Below are 24,204 nucleotides of genomic sequence, written 5' to 3'. Positions count from 1 at the left end.
TATGCATGATGAATTAGATATTTCGCAAGTGAGTCAACTGTCAGGTTTAGCCGCCTCAACACTTCGTTATTATGAAGAAAAGGGATTAATTAAACCGATTGGTAGAAAAGGCTTAAAGCGTATTTATCATGGTAAAGATGTGATAACCCGTTTGTCGTTGATAAGCCTAGGGCAGCAGGCTAAGTTTACACTCGATGAAATTGCGAAAATGCTCAATCATCAAGATGGCCCAAATATTGAGCGCACCAGCTTGATGGCAAAAGCAGATGAAATTGAGCACACGATTCAAAATTTATTGGCGCTAAAAGAGGGTATTGTTCATATTGCCAATTGCCCAGAAGAGAACCATTTTTTGTGTCCGAACTTCCAAAAAATCATGAATAACAGTCTAAAATTAAACCGCATCAAGAATAAATAACCTATTAATTATCCCATATTTGATATTAATGAATCCCATACTCAATCGTAGAATGGGATAGATTAACCCTTTACACTCTTAAAATCGTGTGAATGATTTTAAGGTCTGTATGTCTACTCATTTTTTAGCTTTTGAAAAACCAATTGTTGAACTTAATGACAAAATTGAGGCGCTGGTTGCTTTCAAGCAGCAGGGGCACCCGAGTGAAATTAAGCTCGAAGAAGAAATCAAACTGTTAGAAAAAAAGTCCCACTCATTGACGAAATCGATTTTTTCCTCTCTTGGTGCGTGGGAAATTGTACAATTAGCAAGGCACCCATTAAGGCCATATCCCCTTGATTATATTCCCTTAATATTTACGGAATTTCAGGAATTGGCGGGAGACCGCGCATTTGCAGATGATAAAGCGCTGGTAGGTGGCTTAGCGCGTATCGCAGGGCGCCCAGTCATGGTGTTAGGGCAACAAAAAGGGCGAACAACCAAAGAGAAGGTGATGCGTAATTTTGGTATGCCATCACCTGAGGGTTATCGCAAAGCGTTACGCTTAATGCAAATGGCGGAACGTTTTAAATTACCTGTCATCACATTGATTGACTCAGCAGGTGCCTACCCAGGCGTGGGCGCTGAAGAGCGTGGACAGGCTGAAGCTATCGCGAAGAATATATTAGAAATGACCCGCCTAAAAACGCCGATTATTTGTGTTGTTACTGGGGAGGGCTGCTCTGGAGGCGCGTTGGGGATCGGCGTCGGTGACCGAATTAATATGCTTGAGTACAGTACTTATGCCGCCATTTCACCCGAAGGCTGTGCGTCAATTCTGTGGAAAGATGCGCAAAAAGCGCAAATTGCTTCTGAAGTGATGGGGATGACAGCCCCCCGATTAAAAGAATTGGGCATTATTGATACAATTATTCCTGAGCCATTAGGGGGAGCACACCGAAATTATCAGTTGGCGGCTGAACATTTAAAACAACAATTGATAACAGACTTGGCTGCGCTAACTCAACTGGATACGGATGCTTTATTATCAAAGCGTTACCAAAAAATCATGGCATTTGGTTACTGCTAATGTTATTAGTTTAGGTCACTCATGTTGAATGAAAAGGAAGTACGCACGGTGGTTGACCTAAATTTATTAAAGGTTTTTATTGCGGTTGCAACGCAAGGTAACTTTATTAATGCTGCAAAGCAGCTTTCGATGCCATCATCCAATGTGAGTCGACAAATCAAGCAATTAGAAGAACAGCTAAATTGCCGTTTAATCGAACGAACAACAAGACAGATGCGATTAACAGAAGCAGGTAATATTCTGTTTGAGCAAAGCCAAAAATTAGTCAGTGAATTAGACAATATTGTTCAACAAATCAGCTATCCTCGTGGGGTGACTGGTACGTTACGCCTTACCATCCCAAGTGAAGCGGGTAGCGTATTATTAGCCAATTTATTGGCAAAATTTGCATTGATGCACCCACAACTTAATATCCATTGTGACACACAATTAATGCCCCGTGATGTTATCAGCGATGAAATTGATTTATTGCTGACTTTTCATCGTGGAGAACTTGAGGATAGCAGCTACCACTCAAGATTGGTGAAATCATGGCAAAGTGTGGTAGTCGCATCTCCTGAACTTATCAGTAAATTCGGCAAGCCGAAAACCATGACTGATTTAGCGAAGTTACCTTGTATTTCAAGCCTCAGTGCTTTACAAGGCCAGCCGTGGATTTTTATTGATGCTCAGGGTAAGCAGCGTACTGTGATGATAAATAGTCCATATCGAGTGAATAGTGGGGTACTCGCCCATGCAGCAGCGGTGAGTGGCGTTGGTTTTGCTATTTTATCGTTAGAGGCTTGCCGTGCACAGATTAAATCAGGCCAATTAACGATTATTCAATTGGATGAGGTAAACCCGGCCCCCATAGAGCTAAGAGCGGTCTATGCAAGCCGAAGTGCATTATCCCCAAAAATCGATTTATTTTTAAATTACTTGCTGGAAAATATTTAATCTGAACGTTATAGATGATGGCGTTAATAGGGCGAGACTATCTGGCATTCGCCAATTATATTTTAGGCAAATACCAGAACGGCGTAAGATATGTATTATTTATCGCCACGTAAGCGTGTAGTTAGGCCTTTTAGGAAATAACGCAGAAGCTGATCTCCACATTCGCGGTAGTTTTTATGCCCTGGCTTACGGAAAACGGCATTGAGTTCAGGTTTTGATACACGAAAATCCGCCAATTGGAAAACATCAAGCATATCGGTATCTTTTAATTCGAAAGCAACACGTAATTTTTTAAGGATAATATTGTTATTGAGGCGGCTTTCGATTTCGGGTGCAGGGCGATCTTCATCTTTACCACGACGATGATAAATTAAGCCGTTCAAAAAGTGCGCGGTTACGTTATCGTTACATTCCACATATTCAGGCTCACTATCTTTTTTTAGCCAGCACACCATCTCTTCTTTCGTCACATCTAAATCTGCAAGTTTTACGATTTTGACCATTTGAGCATCGCTCAAGTCCAACATGTAGCGAACACTGCGTAAAACATAATTATTAAGCATGGTTGTGTATTATCCATTATTTATAAAATTAATTGGCGCAATTGAAAGCCAATAGATCACTGACTTTCATAAAGAAAGGGAGTAATTGAATAGGGTCGTATTGCGACGAAGTAGGCTATTATGCGGGATTAGAGGGATAAAGCAAAGTGTTGCGACCTTACTTTATCCTTATTAATGGGTATCACCCCATGAAATAAATCAATGAATAGAAAAATACGAGGGTCAGACCTACGGTTAATAGCATGTTTTTAAGCAACGATGCGACGATGACACAGAATAAAGCACCCCACAAATACGGGTTATCAGGAAAATTTCTAAGCTCATGATTTTCTAATAAAATAACAGGTGCATAAATTGCTGTTAATAAGCAAGGGGCGGAGTAACCTAATGCTTGGCGAACAATCAAAGGCAGCCTAATCGGTAATTGTGGGATGAGAAATACATAGCGCAGTGTAAAAATAACCGCGGTTAGCGTGATAATCAAAAGCCAGATCATTTTTCCTCCTTTAATATGCGCGCAACGATGACCGAGACAAACATTCCACCGACACCTGCAATGACAATCGCGCTACTGATGGAGTACATAGATAAGGTTATGGCTACGACGAGAGAGAAAATGACGCCACATAACGTGCTGATTTTTTTCGTCAAAGGTACAACAATCGCGAGAAGTGTTGCCACTACTGAGAAATCAAGGTGTAAGCGGCTTAAGTCGCCAACAATATTCGCCATCGCAATGCCACAAAGGCTGGTGATTAGCCAAACAAGATAAAAACTAAACCCTGCGCCAAATAGGTAGGGAAAACTCAAACTTTGACGTTTCGCCGCGCTGATAGCGAACAATTCATCGGTGAGAAGAAAACCAATACTGAGCCTCTGAGGGGTTGTGAAATCTTTCACTTGAGGGCGTAGCGTTAGCCCATACAGCAAATGTTGGGATGTAATAAAGAATACTGAAATCACAATCGTGATAAAGCCAGTACCTGAATTGAGTAGTCCGAGAGTAACTAGCTGAGCTGCACCTGCAAAAACCATCGCTGACATTGCTACACTTTGCCAAAAATCTAACCCTGTCTCTACAGCCATTGAGCCCGCGAGTACGCCCCACGGGATCACGGCAAGGTTAAGAGGTGCGGAATGAGCGGCGCCATCCATCATGGTTTTTTGCCAGCTGCGGTTTTGCTTTGAATTCATGTTAACTAATACCTATTGAAATCATGAGTCTGTAACGTGTCATTCATATTAAGGATATGAATTGGTCGCAGATAGAATAAAATTGCTCTTTTTACGTTATTAGATGACGTACAAAATTACCCGGAGTGACGCCTAATGATTGTTTAAAGTGGCGTGTAAAATGGCTTTGATCAGAAAAACCACATAAATTCGAAACATCAGCAGGGGAGTCTCCTGCTAATAATAGTTTTTTAGCTTTATGCAGACGAGCTTGAACCAAAAAAACATGAGGCGTTGTGCCTGTTTGCAGTTTAAATTGTCTTAGAAAGTGCCATTGACTGAAGCCCGCTATTTGGGCTAATTCCGTTAAAGAATGTTCTTGCTCACAGGTATTTATCATCAACTCGCAAATTTGTTTTATACGCTGTTTTGCAGGGGTAATTTTAGTTAATTCGGTTTTAGTCTGGTTATAGCGTAGCGTTAACCAACTTAACGTAGAGAGCAGTAAGGTTTCTTTAAACAGTATGTTTCCAGGTTGCAATAACAAGCTGAAAAGTAACCGTAACTGAGTTGCTAATCCTGTATCTTGCACGACCGCACTAGGAAACCAAGGTACGAATCCTTGATTTTCAATTTTTAAATCGGTGGTGAGCTGAGAAAACATGTCAGGGGTAGGGTAAATCGCCTGATATGACCAACCATTTTCCATTGCAGACGAACCCGTGTGAATTTCATCGGCATTGACCAAAATGATATCGCCTTTTGGTGCATAGTGGTTTTCACCCGTACGAAAGAATTGCTGAGCACCATCTTCAATAACGCCAATACAGAAACCTTCGTGGCTATGACGAGAAAATTTTTGTCGGTGATATCGAGCATTTATCATTTCAAGGCCATTGAGCTCTTGTAAATGAAAGTAGTTAGCGCTTTCCATGAGATCCCTAAAAACTGATAAATATAAAGTACTTTCTATTTTAATTATCTGAGATTTGTTAATTAAATGTGAGCTGAATATTTTTATTAAAATGGTTAAAAAAATCTAAGCTAAATCATTATTGTTATTTGTAACCCTATTTAGGGCATTAATAAGCTCTTATGTTATAACGCGAAATGAGAATCAAATCACCATCAACATTTCCAAGCAAAAACTTCCACATAATGCTTATTTTTGTGTTTTTATTGGAGTATAACTCTGTTGGATGAGGTGTTTTTAGTTTGCTTCTAACTTAATGGTTTTGGTTGAACTATAACTCTAAAACCAGCACTGAAAACGATTCATATAATCCATAATATAAAACAATATTGAAATATTAAGCTATATATTGGTGTATTATGTAGTGATATCTTTTATAAAAAAATAAAACCTGTATCATAATCACTATCAGGAATTAATGTGAATTTTTTGTTATAACTTTTATTGAGTTAGCAGGTTCCCTATGCTTGAAAATCTCGGTATTACAAACTTATGGACTTATCTTATCGGTGTGATTTTTATTACACTGGTACCAGGCCCTAATTCTTTATTTGTTTTAACAAGCAGTGCAAAATATGGTGTAAAAAATGGTTATAAAGCTGCATTAGGGGTGTTTACAGGTGATGCAATACTGATTTTCCTGTCCTTTCTAGGTGTTGCTTCATTAGTCAAAACATCACCAATCTTTTTTAGTGTAATTAAATACGCAGGTGCGGCTTATTTATTTTATTTAGGAATAAAAACGTTGTATAGCGTGTTGCACAAAAAAGAAGGGGCGCATGATGTTGATAGTATTATTTTAGAGACGAAAGGGACTTATAAAAAAGCGGTTTTTTTGAGTCTTCTAAACCCTAAAATGATCATTTTTTATGTATCGTTTTTTATACAGTTTATTGACCCTGCATACCCAAGCGCAGGCGTGCCATTCTTTATCCTTGGCGTGATTTTAGAGACGTGTAGCATGATTTATTTATCATTGTTGATTTTCGGCGCAGTGGCCGTGACGAACATGGTAAAACATAATAAGAAACTGTCGAAATTCTCTAATAGCTGTATCGGGGCGGTGTTTTTAATGTTTGGAGCTAAATTAGCATTAACTGCCTAAAAAAGTGTACTGAAATATTAAATAGCCAGTGAATAACTGGCTATTTTTGATCTTAATGAACAAGACCATGTTAACGCTTCATTACTGTAACTTTTTATCGCGATCGCGCTTTGTGTGCCTGATTTGCCCTTTAATTCTAGCGGGCGAATTTTTTTGAGGCGGCAACACAAAAAATAACGCCACACGTGGATGCAATCATAAAGGCATTAACGGTTTCATTGAGCAACCAAGCTGAAAGTAGCAAAGCAATAAATGGTTGTAATAGCTGCAATTGACCTACACCTGCAATACCCCCTTCTGAGAGCCCCCGATACCAAAAAAAGAACCCAATTAACATACTAAAGAACGAAACATACACTAAGCCTAACCATGCTTTTGTTGGTACGTCGGTGAGGTTGTCAGGCCATAAGAACGCACACAGTATTAGCATAATGGGTAATGAGATCACTAAGGCCCAGCAAATAACCTGCCAACTACCTAATTTCTTTGATAAAACGGCGCCTTCCGCATAACCAAGCCCACACAGTAATATTGCGGCTATCATATATAAATCGCCAACAAGTGTGCTTTTCCCACCTTGAAACAATGCGAAGCCGATTACAAATAAACTTCCTATTACTGAAAAAAACCAAAACAATTTGCGAGGCCGCTCGCGAGCACGTAAAACAGCAAAAAATGCAGTTGCAAGGGGAAGCAATCCTATGAATACAATGGAATGCGCGGAACTGACATATTGCAAAGCAAGGGCCGATAGGAGTGGAAAACCAATCACTCCGCCAACGGCGACAATGAGCAATGGGGTAAAATACGTTTTATTCGGTATCTTTTGGCGTAAAAAAATAAAAATAATTAACGAAAGAATACCAGCAATTGTGGCACGGGCAGCGGTTAAAAAATCAGGTGAAAACCCTTCAATGGCAATTTTTGTTGCGGGTAATGAACCGCTAAAGATGACAACACCAATAAAGCCATTGGCCCACCCTCGTGTTGTATTAGGCAGTGTTGTAATTGTTTGTTCCATAGCTTTCCTTAAAGTAGATAAATAAGCGCCTTGAGTAAGAGAAAATTAATGTAGATAATCATGACAATCAAAAAATTGTCATAGGTACAATTTCATGTCACAGCCTCGTTACCAAAAGTATGTTGATAAAATTGCTGAAAAAATTATCAGTGGTGAGCTAAAACCTGGTAGCCGCTTAGAGCCACATAGGACTTTTGCTAAGCAAGAGGGGATTTCCTTAGTCACGGCATCTCGGGTTTACCGTGAATTAATTGATAAAGGTTTAGTGAGTGGAGAAACCGGCCGAGGGACGTTTGTTCGGGACATTCAATTATTGCCCACGTTAAGTATTCAACATGATGTTGTGCCTGAAATGTTAGATTTGAACTTTAGTTATCCTATTGCCAAGGAACAAACAAAATTACTGCGAGAATCATTAAGGGAGCTGGCAGTTGGGGGGGATTTAGAGGGGATCCTCTATTACCAGCAGCATACAGGTAGGCACCATGAGCGGGTAATAGCAGCTAACTATTTAATGCAGCAAGGGTTTAGCAATGTATCCGCTGAAACACTCACTTTTGTGAGTGGTGCACAGCATGGTTTGGCAACGATTGTTTTAGGTATGTTTAGCCCAGGTGATATTGTGGCGGTAGATGCCTTAACCTACCCAGGGTTTAAAGCATTAGCAAAAATGTATCATATTGAACTAGTGGCTATTCCAGCATTAAATGACGGGCCTGATCTTAAAGCGTTAGATTTACTTTGCCAGAATCGAAAAGTGAGAGCTTATTACACCATGCCGACTCTGCATAACCCGTTAGGCTGGGTCATGCCATTATCATCGCGAAAAATGCTGGTAGCCATGGCCAAAAAACATGATTTTTTGCTAATTGAAGATGGTTCGTATGCATTTTTACACCGCCCAGTCATTACGCCATTAGCCATGTTAGCCCCAGAAAGAACCTTTTACATTGCGGGTTTTTCCAAAAATGTCGTGACAGGCTTACGAGTAGGAATTGTTTTATCACCTAAGCAATACATTGATAATATTGAGAAAATAATACGTATAACTACATGGAATACACCAGCGTTAACAACAGCAATTATTTGTGATTGGCTAGTGAAAGGCGAAGTTGCAAAAATTGAACGCAATAAACGGCAAGATGCGAAAAATAGGCAAAAAATTGTCCAACAAGTATTTGGCGATTTTCCCTATATTGCGCATCCTAATAGCTATTTTATTTGGGTGCCATTGCCTGAGGGATTACGCTCTGAATCGGTCATTAGTCAGCTCAGCAAACGCAATATTGCTGTAAGTAGTGCGGGATCCTATTCCACATCAATAGCCGTTCCTCAAGCAATACGTATTGCTGTAAGCACAGTGACTTACGATGAGCTAGCCGCTGCGTTAGACACTATCAAATCAGTGATATTGTATATGGTTGACTTAGAGTAGCGCACAAAAAAATTAATAGTTTTTATTATGTTAGCGTTTAATTAGGTTGTTCAATTAACATGAAAAGAGGGTAATTATGTTAAAACATCTCGTTGATATTGCGAAACAATATGCAAAGCCAGCGACATTTAATGGCTACATAGAAAGCGGCCATGTTGCTGCAGCGTTAGAAACTGATGACGGCAAAATTTATAGCGGTGTGAGTATCGATTCCGCATGCTCGTTGGGGTTTTGTGCAGAGCATGCGGCGGTTGCTGACATGCTAAAAGAAGGGCGTTCAGTCATCAAGGCGATTGTCGCTGTTGACGCTTCGGGTTGCATTGTTCCACCTTGTGGGCGTTGTCGTGAGCTACTGAGCCAGTTATCAGAGCAAAATAAAAAAACGGTCGTTGGTGTAGATGAGAATACCCAAGTGACACTTGCTGAGCTGATGCCATATGACTGGAAAGCATCGCGTTGTTAAATACTGAAAAGAGTTATTATTGTATGAGTCATGAGATAAAACACTTTACGGCTACAGCAATGATCCGTAATGAAAAAGGTGAGTTTCTGCTCCATGAACATCCTAAACTAGGTTTTTGGTTACCACCGGGTGGGCATATTGAAGAAAATGAAGAACCACAAGATGCGTTATACCGTGAAGTATTAGAAGAAACTGGGTTATCTTGCAAAATTCTTAGCTGTGGTTACCCCTTTAAGGCCTTAGTTGCTAATTCGTCTCATACTCAATCATTACCATTGCCCATGGCTATCCTCAAAGAGTTCATTGCGGATAAGAAAAAAGGTGACCATTGGCATATTGATATGGTTTATTTGTGTGAATTAACCTCACCAGAACAGCCACCTTTTTCGCCATTTAGTTGGGTGCCTTTTCAACAACTGACTCACTTAAATATTCCAAAGGATGTGATTGAATTGGCACAAATGGTAAATGAATATTATCAGGTCATTGATAAGGCCTAACTCACATTGAAGAATAATAGGGATAATCCCAATACTATAAGTAATATACCGATAATTTTATCCATTATGGCTTGATAAATCAGTACCTTATTGCGTACTGAGGGAGTGGCAAAAAATAACGCAATTAAGCTAAACCAAACTAAGTGCACCAATGAGATGAATACCCCATAGCCAAGGTTGAGCCAAATCGGATTACCTGCTTGAATAACTTGGCTATAGACAGAAACAACGAAAAACATCGTCTTTGGGTTAAGCGCATTGGTTAAAAAGCCTGTTTTGAATGCGTTAAAATGTGAAATTGGCTGCGAAGTTGTGCTATCAGTGCCTAGTTTTGTTTTATTAATAAATGACTTAATACCGATATAAACTAAATAAAAAACCCCCATTAACTTAACCGCTAAAAACAATGTACTTGAGCTCATAATTATTAGCGTGATACCAAAAATGGTGTAGAACACATGCACTTGGACGCCAATTGCAATGCCTAAAGCGCATAATAAACCCGTTTTTATGCCATAGGTGTAGCTTTGCCGAGTCACCATCGCAAAGTCAGGCCCTGGGCTAATTACGGCAAGGATTGTAATCGTTGCTACCGCAAGAATTTCATTCATTTAAGTATCCTAAAGAGTTATAAAAACTTACAGTAATGATCATGGTTATGATTATTTTTTGCTAATTAATGTTTTTATTATCAATAGATTGAATAAAGTTAAAAAGCGATTTATCCTGACTTAAATCTGTTACTTTTCGTTACCTATATGAAACTACCTCCGTTATCGACTTTACGCTTTTTTGATATTGCGGCTAAAGCGGGCAGCTTTGTTAAAGCCGCACAAGAATTGAACGTCACGCACAGTGCAATCAGCCGGCAAATTCGCCTATTGGAAGAGCACCTTGGTGTGGAATTGTTTGAGCGGCGAAATCGTGCCGTTTTTTTAACGCCAGAAGGCCAACTACTTCTACAGACGACCCGTGGGATGTTTGAGCAATTAAGTGCAGCGGTTGAGCAGATAAAAACAAACTCAACACCCGATGTGGTGAGCTTGTCTTGTGAGCCAACGATTGCCATGAAGTGGTTAATTCCGCGTTTAACCGACTTTTATCAACGATATCCCCACATTACAGTTCATCTTGTTGCTGCTGGTGGAGCCATTGATTTTGCGAAGACACACGTTGATCTCGCATTAAGGCGTAATGATTTTTCATGGGGCGGGCAAATACATGCCATGAAGGTATGTTCAGAGCAAATGGGGGCAGTATCACTGCGTTCAGGTGGTTCGATGATGCTACCACTATTGGTAAGTGTATCGCGTCCTGATGCATGGAAGACATGGCAGCAGAAAAGTGGAGTGGATTTAACAGGCTGCAAATATGTGACTTATGAACACTTCTATTTATGTATTCAAGCGGCATTGGCGGGGCAAGGCACTGCGTTAGCATCATTTCTTATGGTTATCGATGAAATTCAATCTGGGCAGCTTCAGTCATCGGATGGTTTTATTCCAGATGGTTCTGCTTATTATTTACTTTCGCCAAAGCCCCTGGATTCACATCATGCAGCGGCAATTTTTGCGAACTGGCTGATTGAGCAAATCAATATCAGTATTGATTACATTAATAATAGGTAGAGTTTTCATCAAAAATCTAATGATTGTTCATTAATACAGCGAACTTCACTGTAATATAAAGATTTTATGACATAACTTTCCCCGTGCGTGCTATATTTCTCTGCTAGGTATGGTGTCTTACGTTGGAGCAGATAATGAGCAAAGTACGGGTAGGTGTAATTTTTGGTGGGAAATCGACAGAGCATGAAGTTTCTCTGCAATCAGCTAAAAATATTATTAATGGCCTAGATCGCCATAAGTTTGATGTATGCCTTTTGGGTATCAATAAAGAAGGTCAATGGCACGAGTATAATGAAGCCGATTTTCTGATACATGGGGACGACCCATCCCGCATCGCACTCAATACACCCAAACGTAGTATTGCACTTGTTCCGGGAAGAACCCACGAACAATTTATCTCCCTAGAAGATGCAAAACCATTGCCACAAATTGATGTTATTTTCCCTATTGTTCACGGTAACTTAGGTGAAGACGGCTCGTTGCAAGGTTTATTGCGTATGGCGAATTTACCGTTTGTGGGTCCGGGTGTTTTAGGTTCGTCTGCTTGTATGGACAAAGACGTAACTAAACGATTACTCAGAGACGCAGGCTTAAATATTGCCCCATTTATTACCGTACTCAAAAATCAACGTGCGACAACAGAATATGAAGCAACAGTAGCGCTCCTAGGCTTACCACTGTTTATTAAACCTGCTAACCAAGGCTCGTCGGTTGGGATCAGCAAAGTTAATAATGCATCAGAATTTGAAGCTGCATTAGATTTTGCTTTCTTATTCGATATTAAAGTTCTGATTGAAAGCGCAGTAAAAGGGCGTGAAATTGAGTGTGCGGTATTGGGTAATGATGAACCGCTTGCCAGCCCGTGTGGTGAAATCGTTTTACATGATAGCTTTTATGCCTATCACACCAAGTATATTGATGAAAATGGTGCTTCTGTTGTGGCACCTGCGCAGTTAGATGAAGCTGTTAGCGATAAAATTCGTGAGATTGCATTATCTGCATACCGCGCATTAAATTGTAGCGGTATGTCTCGTGTTGATGTTTTCTTAACAGAAGATAATGACGTTGTTATTAACGAAATCAATACATTGCCTGGCTTTACGAACATTAGTATGTATCCAAAACTGTGGCAACAAGGCGGCATGACGTATCAGCAGCTAATCAGCCGCTTAATTGAATTAGGGATTGAAAAATACCAACAAACCGCCATGCTGAAAACTGCATGTAATGAAATTTAGTGACTAAGTTATTGTATCTCGGTAGCCTTTATGGCTACTGAGATTATCTCTCACCACCATAAATAAACTTATCCTTTAGCCGCAACCTGCGCTTCCATCTGCTGTAAAAATAAACGTGTTTCTTTTGGGGATGTAAGCCGAACAAATTGAATATGGCGTAAATTAATATTCGCCATGTGTTTTAGGTTTCTTTCCTTATTTGGGTAGTAAGTCTTCAGTAACCACAAAATAATCGAATTACGACTGAAAAAGGAATTTTTCCAGCTTTCTTTATTACCCGTATTTTCCCACAGCTCTTGCCCTGAACGAATGCGAGACACCGTACGCACAACAGATTGGTATAAGGTCCGAGGTAACGAATAATCTAACCAAATAACCATATCGACATCTTTCCATTTGATGGGTTGTGTTCGGGTGTAGTTGCCATCAAGCACCCACCCTGATGCAGCGCCAGTTAATACGGTGTTGAGTTTTTGGTTAAGCGCATCATCAGAGGAACCTTGCCAATTTGCTAACCAATATAGGCTATCCAGCTCAATAGCTGGCACATTTAGCATCAATGCAAGTTGTCGGCAGAGGGTACTTTTACCACTGCCGCTGGTGCCAATAATATTAATTTTCATATATTAAGTATCAGATATATTTGTGATAAATACGCAGAGAAGGCTGGCTTAATGGTACCGATAATTGCCATCCACAGCGGATGAGTAAATTATCAGCAACGGCAGTCGCACAGAAAATATGCGGGTATTGCCGTTTATCAATAATCAATTCGAGTTGTTCAAATAAATATTGTCCAAGACCTTGATTGCGTTTCTCAGGAATAACAAAAGCGGCACCAACCCACGGAAATGCGGGGTTATTTGGTAAAAAATGTTCACTTTTCAGCGCAATAAAACCACAGGGTTTATTATTTTCAAAGGCGACGATCCCCATACCGACCCCTTCACGATGGCGATATGCAGCGATATCTTGCCAAACATCGCCATTACCTGCACTACCATAGTGTGAAGGCCATTCCTGTAGGAACCATTGTGCAATTAATGGTTCCAATTCAGGGATATCGTGCAAATAACGCCAGTGACGTAAATTATTTACACCAGACATAATTGATATAACGGAATAGGGGCTCAAAACCAAATTTTTTATACAAATCAAATCCAGCTTCAGACGCATCGAGGAAACAGTGCTCGACACCTTGCTGGCGGCAAAATGCTAGAGCATAATCAATGAGTTGCGAAGCATAGCCATTACCTTGGTGACGAGGCTCAGTACCAATATCATCAAAGCGGGCAAGGGATCCTTCAATCGTAACTGTCATGGAAGTTGCGGGTTCACCATTAACGAGTAATACAAGGTGAAATTGCGGAGCGCCTTCTTGCAGTGCATCTTCATGATAACGGACATATTCCTGAATAACCTGATCGTGCTCTTCTGACAGGTAAAATGCAGAAACCAGTGGCTTTGCCCACAACGACAAGTCATGGTTAGCTAAAACAATATCCACTTGGTTATCAGGTAGTTTAACTTCATTTTGCTTCGCTAGGGTTAATGCCATAGCAGTTGTGACACTGTCACGTTTATACCCTAAGGATTCAGCCTTATTAACCACCTGAGGGAGCATTTCTTCAGGGATCACTAACGTATGATTTTTCTTCTGCGAAACAAACAGGTTGTGAGCCTGCATAAATGCGTGGCTGGTAGAGTCAGGTTGCAAATAGATGAAGTTAAACGCCGGCGAGTTAAGTGGCGTTAAATAACAAATTGTATGTTGTGCAATCTGGATACTATGTTCACAAATAGATGTCCAAAACGTTTTTTCAATCGATTGATAATGTCTTAAATAGTACAACGGAATATTCATTTGTCAGTTACCTGATGCAAAACGAGTTAATCGATATGGGCTAAGTGTAGCTTGTTCTATTCCATGCAAAATTTCATCTTGAGCCAATTGGCATATCAATGGCGCTAGTGTAATCGCAGCGTGCATACTGATAATATATAAACCTTCGAAATCAGCAACTTTTCCGACAATTGGCATCTCATCTTTTGGCATAGGTCTCATTCCGATGAAAGCTTTTTCAAGATTGAGTTTATCACTACCTATAAATGAATTTTTGATAACGGTAAGGGCGTTTTGTGCGATACAGTTTGCACTGTGTTCCGGTTTATCACTAATGTAATCTTCAGCACACAGTATTTTGCTTACAGAAACAGGACGCAGCTCCATTTCTGGGGTTGATATGATGTGTTGTACCAATTGCTCGTTGCTTGGATCATTAATGTGCACAATAATGGACGGTGATGCGCTAACAGGGAGCTCGACACCGACTGAACCGATGAGCGCAGTGGCATCAACGCCAGCGGTAATCACTGTTTGATCGGCTAAAAATGTGCTGTGATTGGTCATGACACCTAAAATACAGCTATCTTCTTGAATAAGGGAAAGCACTTCATGCTCTGGCAAATAGGTGATGCCTTGCTCAATAGCCAGTTTCAGCAGCATTTGTGTGGCATAAACAGGATCTATACTCCCCTCATCAGGGCAAAAAGCAGCAAGGGTTGGTAGCGAACGCAAATTTGGCTCCATTTCCTGTAATGCATCTTTATCTAAAGCCTTGACATTAAAATTATTTTTCTTATGGTCATCAATAAATAATGCTGTTGCTGTTTCGTTATCTTGCCAGCTAATTGCACCAGACCACTGGATATTTAGCTGGCCCTGTGTGTGCTCGTCTAGAGAACGCCATTCGGCGAGTGCTTGTTTACGAAGCTGGCTATATGCATCAGGGCGGCCGTAAGATACGTTTAGCCAAGCAAATGCGTGTTGGGTAACACCTTGGCCAGCATGGTTTTTGTCTAATAAAATAACGCGTTGATTTGTATGCTTGGATAAATACCACGCTAATGTGGTGCCTACAAAGCCAGCGCCCACGATAATAATCGTTTTTTTAGTTGTCAAATCCATGGGTTACCTGTATCTGAGTATCAATTACAATGGCTATCTTAATGTGTTATGGCATTTATATACACAAACATTATTGGTTAGCGCATTATTATTCCCATAGTAAATATATGAAGTCACAATTTAGAGGGAAAAATGAAGTATATTTTTGAACAAGTGAATGTTTTTTCGGCAACAAAATTAGATGGCAACCCACTGGCTGTTGTCGTTGGGGCTGATAACCTGACGGATGCTCAAATGAGTAAATTCGCAAAGTGGACTAATTTAAGCGAAACCGTTTTTCTACTACAACCAACAACACCAGATGCTGACTACCGTGTGAGAATTTTTACGGTAGAAGGTGAGTTACCTTTTGCAGGACACCCAACATTGGGGAGTTGTTTTGTGTGGCAACAAACTTACGGGCAGCAGCAGAAAACATCGATAGTTCAAGAATGTAAAGCAGGGTTAATTGCGATTAAAAAGGTGAATGGCCGATTGGCATTTAAGGCACCGCCTCTTATTCGTAGTGGTGAAATTGAGCAAAGTGACAAAATAAAGGTATTTAAAGGGCTGGGGATCACGGAAGACGATGTTGTTGACAGTAATTGGGTCGCTAATGGCCCTAATTGGATGGGGATCCAACTTAAATCGGTCGATAAGTTATTGAGTATTAAACCCGACTATTTTCAACTTAAGGGCTATGATATTGGCCTGTGCGCAATTTACCCAGAAGGTAAAGATAAGCAGCTTGAAGTAAGGGTTTTTTGTGGCACAAGTGCCGTTGAAGACCCTGTGACAGGGAGCTTTAACGCAGGTGCAGCACAGTGGTTGATCCCTCAAGGGAAGTTGCCAAAGCAATATATTGTTGGCCAAGGGCAATGTGTATATGGCGAAGGACGCGTGTATGTGAGTGCAGATGATGAGGGTATTTGGATAGCGGGAGATGTGATCAACTGCATTAGTGGGACAATTGAACTATAGTTATTCGATAATCATAAGGTTGCTAATAAAATGCAACCTTATGATGTTGAAGAAATTAAACTCGAATAAAACGGGTAACGAATGCAATAAACACTAATAATACGGAAATCATTAAAAGTGCAGTCGCTAACGTTAATTGGAAAGCCACAAAGCCAATGACCGCAGGTCCCGCTAAGATCCCTAAGTAACCCAACGTTGAAATCGCGGGCACTGCCAAGGCTTCTGGCATTGTGTTCTGTTTGCCAACCGCAGAAAACATCACGGGAACGATATTCGATGAACCCGCACCCACTAACGCGAAACCAACAATGGCAAGGACTAGATAAGGGGAAAGAACCGCGATTACAAAACCAAGGCAAGCCAGTAAAGCGCCTAAAAACACTACGCGTGATGAGCCTACTCGCATCACAATTTTGTCGCCAAGTAACCGGCCTATAGTCATCGTTGTCGCGAAGGCTGCAAAGCCAAGACCACCCAGAGTTTCTTTGAGGCCGTGGTGCTCGATTAAGAATACGGCCCCCCAATCCAACACTGCACCTTCTGCAAGGAATACAGCAAAACAGACAATACCAATCACCAAAACAATCCCTTTGGGAATGGCAATCAGTGGGCCTGTTGGGGCATTTGCATAAGTAATTAAACCGTTATAGCAGATGGCTAATAAAACTAACGCAATAACGGACACAAAAATAGACGCTAAAGTGGCTGATACCCCTAACAGCAGAACTAAGCTCATTGTGCCTGCACCCGCAATTCCCCCCACACTGTAGAACCCATGAAAACCTGACATAATGGGCTTGTCTGAGGATTTTTCTACAATCACGGCTTGCACATTCATTGCACAGTCAGTCAGGCCAATAAAAATACCGAACAACAATAAGCCTGCAATCAAAAAACTGATGCTAGAAAGTGACGATAAAACAGGAAAAAGCAAGCAAAAACCAATGGTTGCAATAACCATCAAGCGGCGACAACCATACTTGGCGGCTAACGCACCTGTCACTGGCATGGCAACAAGTGCACCACCACCAAAGCAAAGTAGCAACATGCCAAGTGTTGCATCATTCGCCCCTGTATTGACTTTGACATAGGGAACAATGGCAGCCCAAGCTGCGGTAACGAAACCGGCAATAAAAAAGATAATGCGTGTGGAAACTTGCTCTCTTTTTGCAGGCGCTAAGTGAACATTCGCATTGAGTTGTTGAGTAGATTGCATTTTTTATAATACTTTTTTAAATGATAAATTAACTACCTGAATTTAAGATAGTCAGAACGCGCTCATGAAGGATTGGGCAACCTGTTGCGATGACAGCCCCACCAGATTCTGCGCGCTTTCCTTCAAGTGTGGTGACCATTCCACCCGCTTGCTCTATAATAGGGATTAATGGAACAATATCATAAGGTTCCAGTGCGAATTCGACACAAATATCAATTCTTCCTGCTGCGAGCATGGCCATTCCATAACATTCCCCCCCATAACGAGTCATTAAAACACGTTCATCAAGTGCCTTAAAGTGAATATCAGGCCGAGCGGATATTGGCTCTGGAGATGTCGTATGTAATATAGCGTGTTCTAATTTAACGTTTTTTCGAGTAGCTAAACGAGAATGTCCGTGCGGGCTACTCGTCCAACTGCCATGCTGATCTGCCCAAAAGCGTTCCCCAATAAAGGGTTGGCTCATCATACCCATCACCGCTTTTCCATGCTCCGTTAGACCGATTAAGTTAGCCCAAAGAGGAATACCGCAGAGAAAAGGGCGAGTGCCATCTATCGGGTCGAGCACCCACTGAATATCGCCTTCCCCAGTAATACCATACTCTTCACCCATAATAGAGTGAGTTGGATAGGTTTGGGTGATGTGTTCGCGCATTGCTTTCTCAGCCAGCTTGTCTGCTTGCGTGACGGGGTCAAAACGATAATTAGCCTTTGGCTTGTTTTCAACCACACTGAGCTCATTAGTGCGGTAATAATCGAGAGAGATTTTCCCCGCAATATTTGCGAGTTCATGTAAAAAGAAGCTGTCAGGTAGCGGTAAGTTGTTCATATCTTCTTCCTTATTACGTTATAACGAGGGTATTGACATAATATTGTGCTCGATTATGATCATTTAAAAATAATTACGAGGTACTATATGCTCGATTATGCCGTTTTTCCAGAGCAAAGACAAAATAAAATTCGCCAATTGCTACGTGAGCAAGGGCGAGTGATTTGCACCATTCTTGCCCGTGACTTGCAGGTTTCTGAACATACAATTCGTAGGGATTTGAATGAATTAGCCCAAGAAGGCGTTTGCCGCCGAGTTCATGGCGGGGCGGTGAGTATGTTAGATGAACTTGGCTCGTTCGAGCAAAGAATCGAGCAAAATCAAGCTGAAAAAATCAAAATCGCACAGGCCTGTAGTTTATTAATTAAACAAGGCGCCTGTGTGTTTATTGATACAGGTTCGACGAATTTAGAAATTGCGCGCAATTTACCCGCACATATTGGGTTTACGGTGGTGACAAATTCGCCTTCCATTGCGATTGAATCCATGAAGAGGCCCCTTTGCGAAGTAATTTTAATTGGTGGAAAGTTGAATCGTGAAATTGGTGCCAGTATTGATACGTCCGCTGCTAATCAAATTAACCATATTCATTTTGACCAATGTTTTATTGGCGGCTGCGCCATAGATCCGCAAATGGGCGTGACTATCTTTGATTATGAAGAAGCGGAGTTTAAAAAAGTGCTTATTCAGCGCAGTAACCAAGTCATTATGGGCGTTACCGCAGATAAGTTACCTGGTGTTGCCCGTTACACAATTGCAAGCTGCGATCAGATATCTATTTTGGTGATGGATAAAAGTTTGAATCCAAATATCGTTGAATTATTTGCAGATACTCCGCTAAAGATAGTAATGGCCAGCTAGCAAGTGAAGCATTATAAGCACCAACTTAATCACCTTGTTTAATATAATGGCGAATAAAAACAACTCATGGTTTCCCCTATGACAATTAAACTGACCGCACTTTTAATTTCTTTGTGTTCATTTGGTGTACTCGCTGAATCTACCCCATATAAAAAACAAACTCTGCTCAATGACGGTAAAGAAATTGATTATTATGTCATTCAAAAAGGTGAGAAAAAATCGCAGGATTTACTGGTCTTATTGCAGGGCTCAGATTGCAAAAGTGTGGTCAATAACCCCAACATGGTGAAAAACTTTGGGGCAGTTTTTCCCAATAACGATATTTTATTGGTTGAAAAAACAGGGCTAAATAGCGAAGTTGGCGCAGACGGTGAAGAAGCGTCAGAGGAAGAATGCCCTGTGGCATATATGTCACAAGATTCCCCAATTGAGCGAGCTGACAATTATGCTGCGGTTTTAAAACAACTCAAAAAAGATTACCAACATATTGTCTTATTAGGCGGCAGTGAAGGGGCATTAGTCACCCATTTAATTGCGGCCAAAGGTGATTTTATTTCTGCATCTATTGCGTTGAATGTGGGGGGGCAATATTTTATTGATGATGTACTTTATAGCATCAAAAATAATACCCCAACGGACGAAGTCACTAATTCATTAGAGGGCTTTAACCAATTTGCACAAGCTGCGAAACAAAAACAATTAAAGGATGATCAGTTTGTTAGCGGACATGGGCCACGTTGGTGGTATGAAATGCTGACGATTGATAATTTGAAGTTAGTACGGGCAATTAAAACACCTCATTTGGTTATTCAAACGATGGCTGATACGAATGTTGATGCTTACAGTACAGAAAGAATGATGAGCCAAACGAATAACCCATCAGTGAGTTTTAAAAAATATGAAAACCTAGATCATTTCTTTAAGGATAATCAAGGGCAATTGCATACTGAGATGATTGTGAAAGATATTCAAAACTGGTACAGCAATGTGGAATTAAAATAGATAACTGAATATAAGGTTTGTGCCTGTGGATATACTGGGTTTTATGGTGACATTACTTCCAATCATTGTTTCCCCAGGGGCAAGCTTTGCTATCGCACTGAATAGTACGTTAACTCAAGGATTGAAAGGGCTAATTATCCCAATTGTTGGGACTGGGTTAGGGATAATGACGCATGGTTTATTCGTTGGCATTGGTCTGACAAAAATTCTTGCCTCTTACCCATGGGTAATGCGTTCAATCGGTATCTTAGGAACGTTATATTTAGTCTATTTGTCTATCACATTAATTAATACAGGGCTAAAAGCGGGTAAAAGTACAGCAAATAACATAATTAGGGCTGTTACGGTTAAAGATGCGTATTTAGCCAATTTGTTAAACCCTAAAGCAATTGTTTTATATTTAGTGGTGGTATCTAACTTTGTTGGTAAAGGCCCTTCTTTAATGAGCTTTCTTATTTTATCCAGCATTCATGTATTAATGATGGCGGCTTGGTTGGCTATATCATGTGGAAGCCTTGTCTTTTTTTCCTCATCAATTCAAATTAACACACTGAGAAAATATATTAATATTGGTGGTGGTATATTGCTGCTGATAATTACACTTGCGCCTTACTTATTTTAAATGGCGTGTACCTTATGGCTTAGGTACTCGCTAAATATTTATTCAGCAATAAAACTAAAGTAGCTAAAAATAGGTTCAAACCCCAGTTTTTTGTAGATTGAAAGCCCATCGGATGAGGCTTCTAATACACATTGTTCAATACCTTGCTGATTGCAAACACCTAATGCGTGTTTGATAAGTTTTGTCGCAAATCCTTTTTTCTGAAAGCGAATATCAGTGCCAATATCATCCAGCCGTGCAGTTCTATTATTTATTGTTAAGGTTAAGGTAGATACAGGTTGTTCACCAGAAAATAAGACAAAATGCATCATATTGACGTGTTTATCCAAAGCACTTTGATGGTAACGAACATATTCATTAATGACGGTGTTGTCTTCTTCCTCAACATCTGAATTTACAGGAAATGCGCTAATCAATGGTTGCGCCCAATCATTCAATTGTTTATCACATTGTTTAATTTGATAGCCAACTTCAGGTGACAATGGTTCTTTAAATAAAGATAGTGCAGGGGTTGGTAAAATCATGGCTGTTGATTTACCGTCCGCAATTAAACCGCGTTTCTCGATTTCGTGTTCAAATTGGCTTAGTTCGTGTTGATGAACAACTAATACATAAGGCTTAGATTGCTGCTTAAATGCATTTTCAGCTTGTGCAAATTCGCTAAAACTAGCGCCCTGATGAAGATAAATAAAATTGAAAATAGGTAAGTCGAGTTCAGAAAAATAGGCGATGGTATTTTCACTAACCTTTAAAACATCTGAACAAATAGCAGACCAAAAGTGGCCTTCTTGTTGATAAAATAGGGCTTCGTTATTATTCATTATTGATATCCAATTTGTTTTTAACCATATTCAATCCTGATTGTATAGAAAAATTTTGTACAACAGTAGAATAGCGATAAATGACAGCACGAAAACAACCATTTGGTTGCATTTTGACGATGTTATAAGAAAATGTGTTTATAAATAGACGTTTTAATAAAAGTAGGGACAAATTATGAACGATGCACCAGAAACGATTACGTTTTTTGAGCGGTTACTGCCATTAGTGGTATCAGGAAAAAAAGTGATCACAATTCGTGATAAAAGCGAAAGCCACTACGTACCAGGTACAATTGTTAAGGTCTATGCTCTTGAGACAGGGAAATATTACACTGAAATTGAAATACTTTCAGTGGAGCCTATTTTTTATGATGATATTTCTGAGTATCACGCAGAACAAGAAGCAATGACATTAGATACATTGAAAAAATTAATCAAAGAAATTTACCCGACAGAACAATCTTTATATGTGATTACTTATCGGTTGGTAAATTAACCATACATTTTTTAGCAATTTTAATAAATGCCTTTGTGGCAGGTGACAGCTGGCTTTCATCATTAACAGCAAAGGCAATATTTCTTTTCACAGGGGGATTTAGCGGTTTGACCACAATATTTTGAATGTAATCAGGAATAGCCAGTTGCGCGACAATTGAAACAGCATCACCTCGAGCGACTAAAGCAAAGGTACTCAGTAATTGCCGTGTTTTAAACTGTATTTTGGGAGTCAGCTTTTGTGCATGGAATAAATCTAACACTAATTTTCCTGATCCAGCCTGCGTTAAATTAAACGGGTATTCACATAATTCTTTCAATGAAATACTTGGCTGATTTGCCAATGGATGATCCAGAGGGAGAATTGCCACCATTTGGTCATCTTTCACTTTAAAGGTATCAAACCGCTCATCAGGTAACACAACCACACCAATATCAATACGTTTTTCTTGTAACCACTGAGTCACCGTTTCGTCATCGCCCTCATCAACCACAATATTAATCAACGGATATTTTTCACGAAATTGAGCTAAAAGGGGGGGCAACAAATTTAAAGATGACCCTGGGCCAAAAGAACCAATTCTTAAAATACCCGCTTTTAATCCATTCGATGCCAGAGCCTCTTGTTTCATAGATTCTTGGATATTCAACATATGGTGTGAACGCAACAGCAATGTTTTGCCTATTTCAGTTAAGGTTGTTTGATTTTGTTCACGAGTAAATAACATGACGTTGAGGTCTTTTTCTAATGATTTTATTGCATGAGAAACCGCTGACTGGGAAATATTCAATTTCATCGCCGCTAATGTAAAACTTTTTAATTCAGCCACGGTGGTAAAGACTTCAAGTTGTGTGAGTGTCATGAGTAAAAGCTCATTAGCATATGATATTAAATTAGGTTTAGCTTATCAGTGAGACAAGAATTAACAAAACTTTTATCTTCAACACTGAGAAAAAAATGCAAAACACAGTAACAATAACCAAAAAAAGACCACTGAATATGATCGTCATTCAAATGGTGTTTGTTTCCGTTATTTGGGGCGGTACATTTATTGCGGGCAGGGTCATTCAATCTGAAATTCCCCCCTTATTGTCAGCGACATTACGCTTTCTTTTTGCCAGCTTCTCATTAATTTTAGTGCTGTTTTTGGGGCGTATTGGCTGGAAACGTATTTCAATGAAGCAGTTTTGCCAAATTATGGTATTAGGTGGGAGTGGGGTATTTATTTATCAAATTTTATTTTTCTATGGTTTACAAATCATACCTGCGTCACGCGCAGCTTTATTAGTCGCAATCAACCCTGCGATGATTGCCTTAATTTCATTTATTTTATGGAAAGAGAAAATTTCAATTAAAAAAGGCATTGGGATAAGTTTATGTGTGATAGGTGCGGTCATTTTGCTATCAGATAAAGTACCAAATACAGGTAACATTATGATCAACAAAGGGGATCTGGCTATTCTAGGCTGCGTGATTAGCTGGGGGATATATACGGTCGCAGGTAAAAAGGTGATCCAAGAAATAGGGGCATTACATACTGTGACGTATGCGGTTTTATTTGGCACTGTATTATTAATTCTCACTTCCATTTGTACACAAGAAATCAATTTTGGAAAACTGTCTTTATTATCGGTGGGTGACTTAGTCAGTTTAAGTTATTTAGGTATCTTAGGGTCGGCTATTGCTTATGTATGGTATTACCAAGGTGTCTCGCAGTTAGGTGCTGCGGGAGCTGGGTCATTTATTGCACTTAATCCGTTAAGTGCTGTTATTATTGGAACGATTTTTCTGAATGAAAAAATGAGCTCAATGATCATTTTGGGAGGGGTACTTATTATCCTAGGGATCATGTTAACGAATAAGAAAAAGACACAGCAAAATAGCGCTTAGTGATATATTATTTTATA

At 39.9% G+C, this 24,204-nt stretch carries 29 protein-coding genes; 15 read left to right on the top strand and 14 right to left on the bottom strand.

What is annotated here, in order from left to right:
- Position 1 precedes the first annotated feature (1 nt).
- The 3 genes from J6836_RS07385 (at position 2) to J6836_RS07375 (ending at position 2,423) form a co-directional block, all read left to right on the top strand.
- The gene (locus tag J6836_RS07385; RefSeq protein WP_219248113.1) at positions 2-418 is read left to right on the top strand and encodes a helix-turn-helix domain-containing protein; all 417 of its coding nucleotides are present in this window, start codon (positions 2-4) and stop codon (positions 416-418) included.
- A gap of 109 nt (positions 419-527) precedes the next feature.
- Positions 528-1,487, top strand: a complete 960-nt coding sequence (gene accA / locus J6836_RS07380; protein WP_219248111.1) for an acetyl-CoA carboxylase carboxyl transferase subunit alpha — start codon at positions 528-530, stop codon at positions 1,485-1,487.
- A gap of 21 nt (positions 1,488-1,508) precedes the next feature.
- Positions 1,509-2,423: a LysR family transcriptional regulator gene (locus tag J6836_RS07375; protein ID WP_219248109.1), complete on the top strand. Its 915-nt coding sequence runs from the start codon at positions 1,509-1,511 to the stop codon at positions 2,421-2,423.
- A gap of 95 nt (positions 2,424-2,518) precedes the next feature.
- Here J6836_RS07375 and J6836_RS07370 read toward each other — a convergent pair whose 3' ends face one another.
- From J6836_RS07370 to J6836_RS07355, 4 genes are all read right to left on the bottom strand, one after another.
- Entirely contained in the window at positions 2,519-2,986 is a 468-nt protein-coding gene (locus J6836_RS07370) for a DUF1456 family protein (RefSeq protein ID WP_219248107.1), read from the bottom strand.
- A gap of 181 nt (positions 2,987-3,167) precedes the next feature.
- On the bottom strand, positions 3,168-3,482 hold the full coding sequence (locus J6836_RS07365; RefSeq protein ID WP_219248105.1) for an AzlD domain-containing protein: 315 nt from the start codon (positions 3,480-3,482) through the stop codon (positions 3,168-3,170).
- Entirely contained in the window at positions 3,479-4,180 is a 702-nt protein-coding gene (locus J6836_RS07360; RefSeq protein ID WP_219248103.1) for an AzlC family ABC transporter permease, read from the bottom strand. The genes J6836_RS07365 and J6836_RS07360 overlap by 4 nt, the downstream gene beginning before the upstream one ends.
- Positions 4,181-4,271: 91 nt before the next feature.
- The gene (locus tag J6836_RS07355; protein ID WP_219248101.1) at positions 4,272-5,093 is read right to left on the bottom strand and encodes an AraC family transcriptional regulator; all 822 of its coding nucleotides are present in this window, start codon (positions 5,091-5,093) and stop codon (positions 4,272-4,274) included.
- 502 nt (positions 5,094-5,595) lie between these two features.
- Here J6836_RS07355 and leuE point away from each other — a divergent pair.
- Complete coding sequence (gene leuE, locus J6836_RS07350; protein ID WP_219248099.1) at positions 5,596-6,237, top strand: leucine efflux protein LeuE; 642 nt, start codon at positions 5,596-5,598, stop codon at positions 6,235-6,237.
- Between the two features lie 136 nt (positions 6,238-6,373).
- Here the strand turns inward: leuE and J6836_RS07345 are convergent, their stop codons facing one another.
- Positions 6,374-7,258 (bottom strand): DMT family transporter, encoded by an 885-nt coding sequence (locus J6836_RS07345; RefSeq protein ID WP_219248097.1) that lies wholly within the window; start codon positions 7,256-7,258, stop codon positions 6,374-6,376.
- A gap of 94 nt (positions 7,259-7,352) precedes the next feature.
- Here J6836_RS07345 and J6836_RS07340 point away from each other — a divergent pair, with 94 nt between their 5' ends.
- The 3 genes from J6836_RS07340 (at position 7,353) to J6836_RS07330 (ending at position 9,656) form a co-directional block, all read left to right on the top strand.
- On the top strand, positions 7,353-8,693 hold the full coding sequence (locus J6836_RS07340) for an aminotransferase-like domain-containing protein (RefSeq protein ID WP_219248095.1): 1,341 nt from the start codon (positions 7,353-7,355) through the stop codon (positions 8,691-8,693).
- A 76-nt stretch (positions 8,694-8,769) separates the two neighbouring features.
- A complete protein-coding gene (locus tag J6836_RS07335; RefSeq protein ID WP_219248093.1) occupies positions 8,770-9,156 on the top strand; it encodes a cytidine deaminase family protein in 387 nt (128 codons plus the stop codon).
- 23 nt (positions 9,157-9,179) lie between these two features.
- Positions 9,180-9,656: an NUDIX hydrolase gene (locus J6836_RS07330; protein ID WP_219248090.1), complete on the top strand. Its 477-nt coding sequence runs from the start codon at positions 9,180-9,182 to the stop codon at positions 9,654-9,656.
- On the opposite strand, the gene J6836_RS07325 is transcribed toward J6836_RS07330, so the two are convergent.
- Positions 9,653-10,267 carry a LysE family translocator gene (locus tag J6836_RS07325; protein ID WP_219248089.1) on the bottom strand — a complete coding sequence of 205 codons (615 nt, stop codon included), beginning with the start codon at positions 10,265-10,267 and terminating at the stop codon, positions 9,653-9,655. The genes J6836_RS07330 and J6836_RS07325 overlap by 4 nt on opposite strands.
- A gap of 147 nt (positions 10,268-10,414) precedes the next feature.
- Between J6836_RS07325 and J6836_RS07320 the strand changes: the two genes are divergently transcribed.
- Complete coding sequence (locus J6836_RS07320; RefSeq protein ID WP_219248086.1) at positions 10,415-11,284, top strand: LysR family transcriptional regulator; 870 nt, start codon at positions 10,415-10,417, stop codon at positions 11,282-11,284.
- A 134-nt stretch (positions 11,285-11,418) separates the two neighbouring features.
- On the top strand, positions 11,419-12,522 hold the full coding sequence (gene ddlA, locus J6836_RS07315; RefSeq protein ID WP_219248083.1) for a D-alanine--D-alanine ligase: 1,104 nt from the start codon (positions 11,419-11,421) through the stop codon (positions 12,520-12,522).
- Positions 12,523-12,590: 68 nt separating this feature from the next.
- On the opposite strand, the gene J6836_RS07310 is transcribed toward ddlA, so the two are convergent.
- The 4 genes from J6836_RS07310 to J6836_RS07295 are packed head-to-tail and all read right to left on the bottom strand — an operon-like array spanning position 12,591 to position 15,490.
- Complete coding sequence (locus J6836_RS07310; RefSeq protein WP_219248082.1) at positions 12,591-13,145, bottom strand: adenylate kinase; 555 nt, start codon at positions 13,143-13,145, stop codon at positions 12,591-12,593.
- 10 nt (positions 13,146-13,155) lie between these two features.
- Entirely contained in the window at positions 13,156-13,629 is a 474-nt protein-coding gene (locus tag J6836_RS07305) for a GNAT family N-acetyltransferase (RefSeq protein WP_219248080.1), read from the bottom strand.
- Positions 13,613-14,386, bottom strand: coding sequence for a GNAT family N-acetyltransferase (locus J6836_RS23120; RefSeq protein ID WP_219248078.1), 774 nt, complete (start codon positions 14,384-14,386; stop codon positions 13,613-13,615). The genes J6836_RS07305 and J6836_RS23120 overlap by 17 nt, the downstream gene beginning before the upstream one ends.
- 3 nt (positions 14,387-14,389) lie before the next feature.
- Complete coding sequence (locus tag J6836_RS07295; protein ID WP_219248076.1) at positions 14,390-15,490, bottom strand: NAD(P)/FAD-dependent oxidoreductase; 1,101 nt, start codon at positions 15,488-15,490, stop codon at positions 14,390-14,392.
- 132 nt (positions 15,491-15,622) lie between these two features.
- On the opposite strand from J6836_RS07295, the gene J6836_RS07290 reads away from it, so the two are divergent.
- Entirely contained in the window at positions 15,623-16,450 is an 828-nt protein-coding gene (locus J6836_RS07290) for a PhzF family phenazine biosynthesis protein (protein ID WP_219248074.1), read from the top strand.
- A gap of 55 nt (positions 16,451-16,505) precedes the next feature.
- Here the strand turns inward: J6836_RS07290 and J6836_RS07285 are convergent, their stop codons facing one another.
- Positions 16,506-17,666 (bottom strand): MFS transporter, encoded by a 1,161-nt coding sequence (locus J6836_RS07285; protein ID WP_219248072.1) that lies wholly within the window; start codon positions 17,664-17,666, stop codon positions 16,506-16,508.
- A 28-nt stretch (positions 17,667-17,694) separates the two neighbouring features.
- Positions 17,695-18,495 (bottom strand): histidinol-phosphatase, encoded by an 801-nt coding sequence (hisN, locus tag J6836_RS07280; protein ID WP_219248070.1) that lies wholly within the window; start codon positions 18,493-18,495, stop codon positions 17,695-17,697.
- 87 nt (positions 18,496-18,582) lie between these two features.
- On the opposite strand from hisN, the gene J6836_RS07275 reads away from it, so the two are divergent.
- The 3 genes from J6836_RS07275 to J6836_RS07265 all read left to right on the top strand — a co-directional run bounded on the left by J6836_RS07275 (position 18,583) and on the right by J6836_RS07265 (position 20,980).
- On the top strand, positions 18,583-19,356 hold the full coding sequence (locus J6836_RS07275) for a DeoR/GlpR family DNA-binding transcription regulator (protein WP_219248069.1): 774 nt from the start codon (positions 18,583-18,585) through the stop codon (positions 19,354-19,356).
- A 78-nt stretch (positions 19,357-19,434) separates the two neighbouring features.
- Positions 19,435-20,358 (top strand): alpha/beta hydrolase family protein, encoded by a 924-nt coding sequence (locus J6836_RS07270; RefSeq protein WP_219248068.1) that lies wholly within the window; start codon positions 19,435-19,437, stop codon positions 20,356-20,358.
- Positions 20,359-20,383: 25 nt separating this feature from the next.
- On the top strand, positions 20,384-20,980 hold the full coding sequence (locus J6836_RS07265; protein WP_219248066.1) for a LysE family translocator: 597 nt from the start codon (positions 20,384-20,386) through the stop codon (positions 20,978-20,980).
- Between the two features lie 38 nt (positions 20,981-21,018).
- On the opposite strand, the gene J6836_RS07260 is transcribed toward J6836_RS07265, so the two are convergent.
- Complete coding sequence (locus J6836_RS07260) at positions 21,019-21,801, bottom strand: GNAT family N-acetyltransferase (RefSeq protein ID WP_219248064.1); 783 nt, start codon at positions 21,799-21,801, stop codon at positions 21,019-21,021.
- A 175-nt stretch (positions 21,802-21,976) separates the two neighbouring features.
- Between J6836_RS07260 and yqfB the strand changes: the two genes are divergently transcribed.
- Positions 21,977-22,297 (top strand): N(4)-acetylcytidine aminohydrolase, encoded by a 321-nt coding sequence (gene yqfB, locus J6836_RS07255; RefSeq protein WP_219248062.1) that lies wholly within the window; start codon positions 21,977-21,979, stop codon positions 22,295-22,297.
- On the opposite strand, the gene J6836_RS07250 is transcribed toward yqfB, so the two are convergent.
- Positions 22,275-23,159, bottom strand: a complete 885-nt coding sequence (locus tag J6836_RS07250) for a LysR family transcriptional regulator (protein WP_219248060.1) — start codon at positions 23,157-23,159, stop codon at positions 22,275-22,277. The genes yqfB and J6836_RS07250 overlap by 23 nt on opposite strands.
- 95 nt (positions 23,160-23,254) lie before the next feature.
- Here J6836_RS07250 and J6836_RS07245 point away from each other — a divergent pair, with 95 nt between their 5' ends.
- The gene (locus J6836_RS07245) at positions 23,255-24,187 is read left to right on the top strand and encodes a DMT family transporter (protein ID WP_219248058.1); all 933 of its coding nucleotides are present in this window, start codon (positions 23,255-23,257) and stop codon (positions 24,185-24,187) included.
- Positions 24,188-24,204: the final 17 nt, after the last annotated feature.

Origin of the sequence: Providencia sp. R33 (assembly GCF_019343475.1) — a bacterium.
Classification (GTDB): Bacteria; Pseudomonadota; Gammaproteobacteria; order Enterobacterales; family Enterobacteriaceae; genus Providencia.
The sequence above is the reverse complement of the archived record's forward strand: the minus strand, read 5'-3'. Positions and strand labels throughout refer to the sequence as shown.

What these genes read in the sequence shown, in the direction of transcription:
- J6836_RS07385 (WP_219248113.1), top strand. Translation starts at nt 2, where the DNA reads ATGCATGATGAATTAGATATTTCGCAAGTGAGTCAACTGTCAGGTTTA.
- accA (WP_219248111.1), top strand. Translation starts at nt 528, where the DNA reads ATGTCTACTCATTTTTTAGCTTTTGAAAAACCAATTGTTGAACTTAAT.
- J6836_RS07375 (WP_219248109.1), top strand. Translation starts at nt 1,509, where the DNA reads ATGTTGAATGAAAAGGAAGTACGCACGGTGGTTGACCTAAATTTATTA.
- J6836_RS07370 (WP_219248107.1), bottom strand. Translation starts at nt 2,986, where the DNA reads ATGCTTAATAATTATGTTTTACGCAGTGTTCGCTACATGTTGGACTTG.
- J6836_RS07365 (WP_219248105.1), bottom strand. Translation starts at nt 3,482, where the DNA reads ATGATCTGGCTTTTGATTATCACGCTAACCGCGGTTATTTTTACACTG.
- J6836_RS07360 (WP_219248103.1), bottom strand. Translation starts at nt 4,180, where the DNA reads ATGAATTCAAAGCAAAACCGCAGCTGGCAAAAAACCATGATGGATGGC.
- J6836_RS07355 (WP_219248101.1), bottom strand. Translation starts at nt 5,093, where the DNA reads ATGGAAAGCGCTAACTACTTTCATTTACAAGAGCTCAATGGCCTTGAA.
- leuE (WP_219248099.1), top strand. Translation starts at nt 5,596, where the DNA reads ATGCTTGAAAATCTCGGTATTACAAACTTATGGACTTATCTTATCGGT.
- J6836_RS07345 (WP_219248097.1), bottom strand. Translation starts at nt 7,258, where the DNA reads ATGGAACAAACAATTACAACACTGCCTAATACAACACGAGGGTGGGCC.
- J6836_RS07340 (WP_219248095.1), top strand. Translation starts at nt 7,353, where the DNA reads ATGTCACAGCCTCGTTACCAAAAGTATGTTGATAAAATTGCTGAAAAA.
- J6836_RS07335 (WP_219248093.1), top strand. Translation starts at nt 8,770, where the DNA reads ATGTTAAAACATCTCGTTGATATTGCGAAACAATATGCAAAGCCAGCG.
- J6836_RS07330 (WP_219248090.1), top strand. Translation starts at nt 9,180, where the DNA reads ATGAGTCATGAGATAAAACACTTTACGGCTACAGCAATGATCCGTAAT.
- J6836_RS07325 (WP_219248089.1), bottom strand. Translation starts at nt 10,267, where the DNA reads ATGAATGAAATTCTTGCGGTAGCAACGATTACAATCCTTGCCGTAATT.
- J6836_RS07320 (WP_219248086.1), top strand. Translation starts at nt 10,415, where the DNA reads ATGAAACTACCTCCGTTATCGACTTTACGCTTTTTTGATATTGCGGCT.
- ddlA (WP_219248083.1), top strand. Translation starts at nt 11,419, where the DNA reads ATGAGCAAAGTACGGGTAGGTGTAATTTTTGGTGGGAAATCGACAGAG.
- J6836_RS07310 (WP_219248082.1), bottom strand. Translation starts at nt 13,145, where the DNA reads ATGAAAATTAATATTATTGGCACCAGCGGCAGTGGTAAAAGTACCCTC.
- J6836_RS07305 (WP_219248080.1), bottom strand. Translation starts at nt 13,629, where the DNA reads ATGTCTGGTGTAAATAATTTACGTCACTGGCGTTATTTGCACGATATC.
- J6836_RS23120 (WP_219248078.1), bottom strand. Translation starts at nt 14,386, where the DNA reads ATGAATATTCCGTTGTACTATTTAAGACATTATCAATCGATTGAAAAA.
- J6836_RS07295 (WP_219248076.1), bottom strand. Translation starts at nt 15,490, where the DNA reads ATGGATTTGACAACTAAAAAAACGATTATTATCGTGGGCGCTGGCTTT.
- J6836_RS07290 (WP_219248074.1), top strand. Translation starts at nt 15,623, where the DNA reads ATGAAGTATATTTTTGAACAAGTGAATGTTTTTTCGGCAACAAAATTA.
- J6836_RS07285 (WP_219248072.1), bottom strand. Translation starts at nt 17,666, where the DNA reads ATGCAATCTACTCAACAACTCAATGCGAATGTTCACTTAGCGCCTGCA.
- hisN (WP_219248070.1), bottom strand. Translation starts at nt 18,495, where the DNA reads ATGAACAACTTACCGCTACCTGACAGCTTCTTTTTACATGAACTCGCA.
- J6836_RS07275 (WP_219248069.1), top strand. Translation starts at nt 18,583, where the DNA reads ATGCTCGATTATGCCGTTTTTCCAGAGCAAAGACAAAATAAAATTCGC.
- J6836_RS07270 (WP_219248068.1), top strand. Translation starts at nt 19,435, where the DNA reads ATGACAATTAAACTGACCGCACTTTTAATTTCTTTGTGTTCATTTGGT.
- J6836_RS07260 (WP_219248064.1), bottom strand. Translation starts at nt 21,801, where the DNA reads ATGAATAATAACGAAGCCCTATTTTATCAACAAGAAGGCCACTTTTGG.
- yqfB (WP_219248062.1), top strand. Translation starts at nt 21,977, where the DNA reads ATGAACGATGCACCAGAAACGATTACGTTTTTTGAGCGGTTACTGCCA.
- J6836_RS07250 (WP_219248060.1), bottom strand. Translation starts at nt 23,159, where the DNA reads ATGACACTCACACAACTTGAAGTCTTTACCACCGTGGCTGAATTAAAA.
- J6836_RS07245 (WP_219248058.1), top strand. Translation starts at nt 23,255, where the DNA reads ATGCAAAACACAGTAACAATAACCAAAAAAAGACCACTGAATATGATC.